The sequence below is a fragment of the Stenotrophomonas sp. STEN035 genome, from assembly GCF_056759935.1.
Genome location: NZ_JBRRDY010000069.1, coordinates 1 through 4,844, shown reverse-complemented (window position 1 = coordinate 4,844; position 4,844 = coordinate 1). Strand labels below are relative to the sequence as shown.

General features: G+C 53.7%; 2 protein-coding genes. Both read left to right on the top strand.

The features are described 5' to 3' along the window. Nucleotides 1-330 precede the first annotated feature (330 nt). Nucleotides 331-2,205 carry a methyl-accepting chemotaxis protein gene (locus ACVOLL_RS20385; protein WP_099497907.1) on the top strand — a complete coding sequence of 625 codons (1,875 nt, stop codon included), beginning with the start codon at nt 331-333 and terminating at the stop codon, nt 2,203-2,205. Nucleotides 2,206-2,275: 70 nt separating this feature from the next. Continuing rightward, nucleotides 2,276-4,351: a putative bifunctional diguanylate cyclase/phosphodiesterase gene (locus ACVOLL_RS20380; RefSeq protein ID WP_481514553.1), complete on the top strand. Its 2,076-nt coding sequence runs from the start codon at nt 2,276-2,278 to the stop codon at nt 4,349-4,351. Nucleotides 4,352-4,844 lie beyond the last annotated feature (493 nt).

The window sequence follows — 4,844 nt, the reverse complement described above, 5'->3', positions numbered from 1 at the left end:
GAAAGCACTGGGCGGGCTGACGCCCGCCGCCTACGCCAAACGGATGGCCAAGATCGGCTACCCTAACCCCGGACTCTAAATGGCCCCGCTACTGAAAGCGGGGGGACGTCGCCCGTTGGGCAGAAAAGGCCCTCGCGATAACTTTCGGTCACTTGCTGTCGGATCGGACCCTTAAAGTTCAGCCAAGCGGGGCCGCTAAGGGGAGGAATATCGATAAAAATTCTACAGGATTGCGAGATGCGCTCATTCTTAAAGCAGGCACGGGCCCGAAGCCGTTTTCTTGTCGGGCGCCAGGATGAGCGTTCTCAAATTACTGCCGTCAATCGCGTGATGGCCGTCATCGAGTTTGATCTGGAGGGCAGAGTCCTGCACGCCAACCAGAACTTCTTGAACATCATGGGCTACAGTCTTGATGAGCTCAAAGGACAGCATCACAGCATGTTTGTGCCGCCATCAGAACGTAGCGATGGCGACTACCGGACATTCTGGGACAGTCTCCGAGCCGGGAACTTCGAAGCTCGTCGTTTTCGCCGCGTTGGAAAAGGCGGACGAGAAGTGTGGTTAAACGCTTCATATAACCCGCTTCTGGACAAAGCTGGAAAGCCATACAAAGTCGTCAAGTACGCGACTGACATCACCGATCAGATGCATCGAACGAGTGAGTACGAAGGGCGCATTGATGCTATCGACAAAGTTATGGCTTCAATTGAGTTCTCACTGGAGGGGACTATCCTGAGCGCCAATCAGAATTTTCTAAATACGATGGGTTATCGATTGGATGAGATCCAGGGCAGGCATCACAGCATCTTTGTCGATCTCAACACCAAGAATTCTGAGGGGTACGCTGAATTCTGGCGGAAACTCAGTCAAGGAAGGTTTGATGCCGGTCGCTACAAACGAGTGGCAAAAGGGAATCGGGATGTCTGGATACAGGCTTCGTACAATCCTGTACTAGATTCTTCAGGCTTGCCGTACAAGGTGATTAAGTACGCTACCGACATTACAGAACAGGTGACGATCTCTGCGGATGCAGAGGGGCGCATAAAGGCAATCGGAAAAGTCATGTCAGTCATCGAATTCTCGATGAGCGGACTGATACTCGATGCCAACGAGAACTTCTTGGCTGCGATGGGCTATCGGCTAGACGAGGTTCGCGGAAAGCATCACAGCATTTTTGTGGATGCAGACTATGGGCGCTCGGAAGAATATCGAACTTTCTGGGGAAAGCTAGGGCGTGGTGAATACGATGTTGGTCGGTACAGGCGCCTCGGAAAGCTCGGTCAGGAAATATGGATCCAAGCTTCCTACAATCCGATTTTTGACGCTTCCGGACATCCATTTAAGGTAGTTAAGTATGCAACGGACGTGACAGAGCAAGTCCGCTCCGCCCACGAAATGCGTCAACTGGTGATTCAAGCCACGGATATCGCACAGAACGTGCGTACCGCTGCTCGTGGCATCGCTGCTAGCAACCATGATCTGGCAGGACGCTCTATGTCTCAATCTGAGTTTGTCCGCCAGACTTCAGAGTCGATTGAAGGATTAGCCCACAATGTGCGCGCCAACTCCCAACATGCTGACGATGCCCGCCAGGTAGCCAAGAACTCTGCGGATGCCGCTAAGCGTGGAGTCGCAGTGATCTCGGAAGTCGTTACGACTTCAGAAGAGATTAGGGCAGCCAACGAGCGCATGGCGCAAATAATCGGAGTCATTGACGGCATCTCGTTCCAAACCAATATTCTTGCGTTAAATGCAGCCGTGGAAGCGGCTCGCGCAGGAGAGCAAGGGCGAGGATTTGCCGTGGTGGCGCAGGAAGTCAGAAGCCTGGCGCAACGCTGCAGCGTTTCTGCTAAGGAAATACGCGACCTGATTGGAAGCGCTAGAGATCAAGTGACTGATGGAACGCGCTTGACCATGCAAGCCGGCAATGTCATGCAAGAAGTTCTCGGCGCTGTTCTCAAAGTAACGGCAACCGTCGAACAGATTGCGGGCGCGAGTCAGCAGCAGAGTGAAGGCGTTCAGAGCGCCAACCAAGCATTGCAAGCAATCAACAAGCGCGTTCAACAGGACACGCGTCTGATCGATGGGATTTCTTGCTCTGCCCGGGCATTAGAGGCGCAGGCTGAGGCGCTTTTCAGTATGGTCGCGAGCAGTGGAGGGGCATCGAACAGTGACTCTTCTAACATCGCTTCTTCTGCTGCCTAGAAATTTAGTAACTGAGTTAGATCGCTGATCTTCGCTAAGAACTAATGCCGCTGGACTGTATGGATACGCTATGCCTGGAACTTACAATGATATTCTGGTTCTACTTTCGCTTCTTGTAGCAATTCTCGCTTCCTACACTGCATTGGACATGGCAGGCCGGGTGGCTGCAACTAAGGGCGTCGCGTCGCGCTGGTGGTTGATCGGCGGCTCCCTTGCGATGGGCCTAGGCATTTGGTCGATGCATTTCGTCGGGATGTTGGCGTTCGACTTACCGATACCGCTCGGTTACGACCTTGCCATTACACTTTATTCGATGATTGCCGCGATCGGCGCGTCGGTTTTCGCGCTCTGGCTGGTCTCCAGGCCCAAGCTCCCGGTTAGCAGGCTGATGCTTGGCGCGACCCTTACGGGGCTCGGCATCGCGATGATGCACTACCTGGGCATGGCTGCGCTTCAGATGCAGCCCGGAATAGAGTACGACCCCACTTGGTTCGTCTTGTCCATTTTGATCGCAATCGCAGCGTCAGGCACCGCGCTATGGATTGCCTTTCGTCTTAGAGCAGGTGCGCGCGGACAATACCGTTGGCGCTTTGTTGCGGCCGTGATCATGGGGCTTGCGATCGTAGGCATGCACTACACTGGCATGGCTGCTGCGCGGTTCTTGCCGGGCAGCTGGTGCGGTGCAGCGCGTGATGGTGGTGTGCCAGCACATTGGCTGGCAGTCTTGGTAGTTGTCACTACGGTCGCGATTATGGGAGTTGCATTGATCGTATCGGTGCTGGATCGCCAAATGCATCTAAGAACGCGCCATCTTTCCAGGTCGTTGGCGCGTGCACACGATCAACTCGTGCAGGCCGCTCTACATGATCCGCTGACAAGGCTTCCCAATCGCGTTCTCCTTCAGGATCGACTTGAACAGTCTATTGAGAAGGCACAGCGAAAACGCGAACAGTTTGCTGTCATGTTTCTTGATTTGGACGGATTCAAGAGCATAAACGACGCCTATGGTCACCAAGCCGGCGATGCCCTTCTCCTGAGCGTCGCTGAACGGATCCGCGAATTGCTTCGAAGCCAAGACACTTTTTCGCGCATGGGCGGCGATGAGTTCGTCTTGATCGTGCCCACCAGTGATTCTCAGGATGCTGCTGTTGTAGCTCAGAGGATAATCGACACAGTAGCCCTCTCTATTAGTATCGAGTCTGCTGAAGTGCATGTCACAGCTAGCATTGGCGTGGCTATGTATCCTTCCGACGGAGCCACTGAGCGAGAGCTAGTGGCACATGCCGACGCAGCGATGTACCACACTAAGAACAATGGCAGGAACGGATATACGTTCTATTCGCCTTCCATGAACGTCAGCGCTCATCAACAGCTTGAGCTTTTGAGCGACCTACGAAGGGCCATAGATCGTAAAGAACTTGTTCTACATTACCAGCCAAAATTCGCCGGCCCAGATTGCTCGTTGGTTGGCTTGGAAGCACTTGTCCGTTGGTGTCATCCAGAGCATGGTCTCTTGCAGCCAAGTGAATTTATTCCAGTCGCGGAGCGCAGCGGGTTGATTCTGGCACTGGGCGACTGGGTTCTGAATGAGGCTTGTCGGCAAACAAGGGAATGGAAGAACGATGGATACCAGGTTCCGAGTGTGGCGATCAATCTATCGCCGCTTCAGTTCTCTTCAGCCGCCCTTATCGATACGGTAAGGATGGCATTAGAAAGCAATAATCTTGGCCCTGGTTTGCTTACGCTCGAGATTACAGAGACGACGGCCATGCGCGATGCCGGCGCAACTTTGAGGGTCTTGGACGAACTTACGGCAATGGGTGTACAGATTGCTATCGATGATTTCGGTACCGGCTATTCAAGCCTCCTGTATCTGAAGCGATTGCCTGCAACAGAGCTAAAAATCGATCGCGCCTTCATCACCGATCTGGAATCGAACTCTGAAGATGCTGCCATCGTTGCCTCAATAGTTGCGTTGGGGCGAGCGCTGAATCTACGTGTTGTTGCAGAGGGTGTAGAAACCCAAGGGCAGCGCGAACATCTCAAACAGCTGGGCTGCGATGTGTATCAAGGTTACTTATTGTCGCGCCCCCTAGAGCCGAATCAACTAACGCATCTGTTTGCAAACGTTCGCTCAAAGGGCTGAGTGGTATCAGTGCCCTTAGCACTTCAGTGAGAGGTTCATAGCTGCCGGCTCTGACCTCTTCGCTGACTGACCTCTAGCGGTAGATGCCAATTTGGTACCAATTGGCGTATGTGGCCAAGATGGCCAGTCCAGAACTAGACGCTCGCTAGTAAAGAGCGCCCACCCCCTCCAATTCTCTCGGCCTCCGCTATGGTTTGTGAGGCTTGGCAACCGCTTTGGTTGGTCCTACGGGAAGGCGCTCCACCATTTATGAATGTGACGGTGGTTGTCGTGAAATGTGAATTTCACTAACATTTGTGACGCACAGCGTCATTCTCGCGCGCCGCGTATCACTGATTGCGCCGCTAGCAGTGCCATTTATCACAACCCACTACTTGGCATGGTGGACCGGCCAGAGTTCTGTAGACACTCAGTCGCCGCTCTGCGCGTAGCGCCTTTCAAACTCTACCGGTGACAGTCCGCCAGCGGAACCATGCCGGCGGATCGGGTTGTA

Excerpts from the sequence above, each read along its gene's own strand:
- ACVOLL_RS20385 (WP_099497907.1), top strand. The coding sequence starts at position 331 with ATGGCCGTCATCGAGTTTGATCTGGAGGGCAGAGTCCTGCACGCCAAC.
- ACVOLL_RS20380 (WP_481514553.1), top strand. The coding sequence starts at position 2,276 with ATGCCTGGAACTTACAATGATATTCTGGTTCTACTTTCGCTTCTTGTA.